We start from the raw sequence: 1847 nt of genomic DNA on the forward strand, positions 1-1847 counted from the left end.
AGCTCTGGCGATCAAGGTTTGGCTGGGGGACAAACACCCGATTTTGACGGTTCCAAACCACTGATTAGCAATGATCGATTGGACGGTATTATCAATGGTTTGAAAGGGCACAAAGGGCTTTTTGCACCGAGCATCCAAACACCCGCACCAGAATCCATACAGGTGCCAACGCAAGACGGGCTCAGCTCTGTCAAGACAGAGTTGGCTGGCAGCCAATCACCGGATGTGCCATTTTTAATCGAGACGCGACAGGACTTTATCAACCCAAGTAAATTTTTAGGATCGGACTATTACTTAAAAAAGATTGGCAATTATAAGCCTGAGCACGTGTTTAAAAGATTGGGCGATGCTTATTTTGAATATCGTCTGGTGGGTGAGCAAATCTTTGAGCTGACAGGCAATCGCACTCTTCTTGATGATGAAGATCCCAATGCTCAAATGCAAAGGCTCTATGACAATGCTGTGGAGCAGCAAGGTCCTTTGGGGTTAGAGCTAGGCAAGCCCTTAACGCCTCAGCAGATTGCTGGGATCAAAAAGGATATGATCTGGCTTGAAATTCACCTTGTCAACGGACAAGAGGTCTTAGTGCCCCACGTTTATTTGGCACCAAATTCTTCTTCAGAACAAGGGATAAAAAACGCACAAGGATTGCAAGGAAATCTTGCTAGTGCACGTTTGAAAGGGAATGGGGTCACCTTGAATGCGGACCGTCTTACCAATAGCGGTGCTGTGGTAAGTGATGATGCACTGCACGTTTCGACTACGCAAACTTTGTTCAATAATGGTGGGTTTTTAGATGCCAGAGGTGCTGTAGAGCTCACCAGTAACGGTCTTTTAGCCAATTCTTCCGGTGTTATTCATGGTGATACGGTTACCATGACGGGTGATACGATTGTCAATAGCACCGCTAAAATCCGTGACACGAATGCATATGGTTTTGGTGATCGAGCTGGGCAGAAGGGACAAATTCTCTCTGATCATGAATTAAACATCCAATCCCTTAGTGATCTTGGCGCAGAGGGTGGGGAATTCACCAGCGGCGGTTCGACGACGATGATTATCGGTGGTTCTGCCACGTTTAGTGCATTGGCGCTAGAAAGTGAACATGAGCAGACATTGGAAAAAGGGCATTATAACGCCCAAAGCAGAGAGCACCGTTTGAGTGAAGTTAACAGTGGGGATGATCTTAACGTTGTTACGAACGACGACCTCATCATGGATGGGGTTAAGGTAAAAGTAGAAGGTAATGGGAATCTCACCAGTGGTGGTGCTTTCACGCTGACTTCGGTGCAAGACGTTAACAGTTTTGACTTGGATCTTAGGGGCAAAGAAGGCGACAAATCGAAACAAAAGAATAAGTTTCGTCAACAATCAACTGAAGTTACCACAAACAAAAGCACGGTGGAGTTTAGCAAAGACCTCTCCATACACGCGCAAAATGGGGATCTCACACTTGGTGCGGCAGGGCTATCAAGTGGTGGCGAGACGCATTTGACATCAGATAATGGGAAGATCAAGTTTCTCACCAACAAGGATCAAGATTTTAAGGATGTTTATCAGCGTAATGAAAACCTTGTGTGGTGGAGTGAGGGTGACAAAGGTTACCTTAAGGAGACCATCGAGCATGTCACCATAGATGCTAAGGGTGGCATGAAGCTTGATGCAGGCAATGGCTTTGTTGTTGAATATGAGGCAACCGGTGATTTAGACAAATCCCTTGAGCAATTGTCACACTCTCCAGGCTTGGCATGGATCAAGCAACTGCGTGATGATCCAGAATTATCCAAGCAAGTTGATTGGCAAGCAGTTCGAGCTGAGTTTAAAGACTGGGATTATAAAGCCCAAGG

The 1847-nt window shown here is 46.0% G+C and carries 1 protein-coding gene; it reads left to right on the top strand.

Going from position 1 to position 1847, the window contains the following annotated elements:
• The coding region (locus ACFIKB_RS09165; RefSeq protein ID WP_375653439.1) for a hemagglutinin repeat-containing protein at positions 1–1847 on the top strand (1847 nt) is incomplete at both ends.

This window comes from Bartonella sp. MR110HLJHH, assembly GCF_042194225.1.
GTDB classification, from domain to species: Bacteria; Pseudomonadota; Alphaproteobacteria; order Rhizobiales; family Rhizobiaceae; genus Bartonella; species Bartonella grahamii.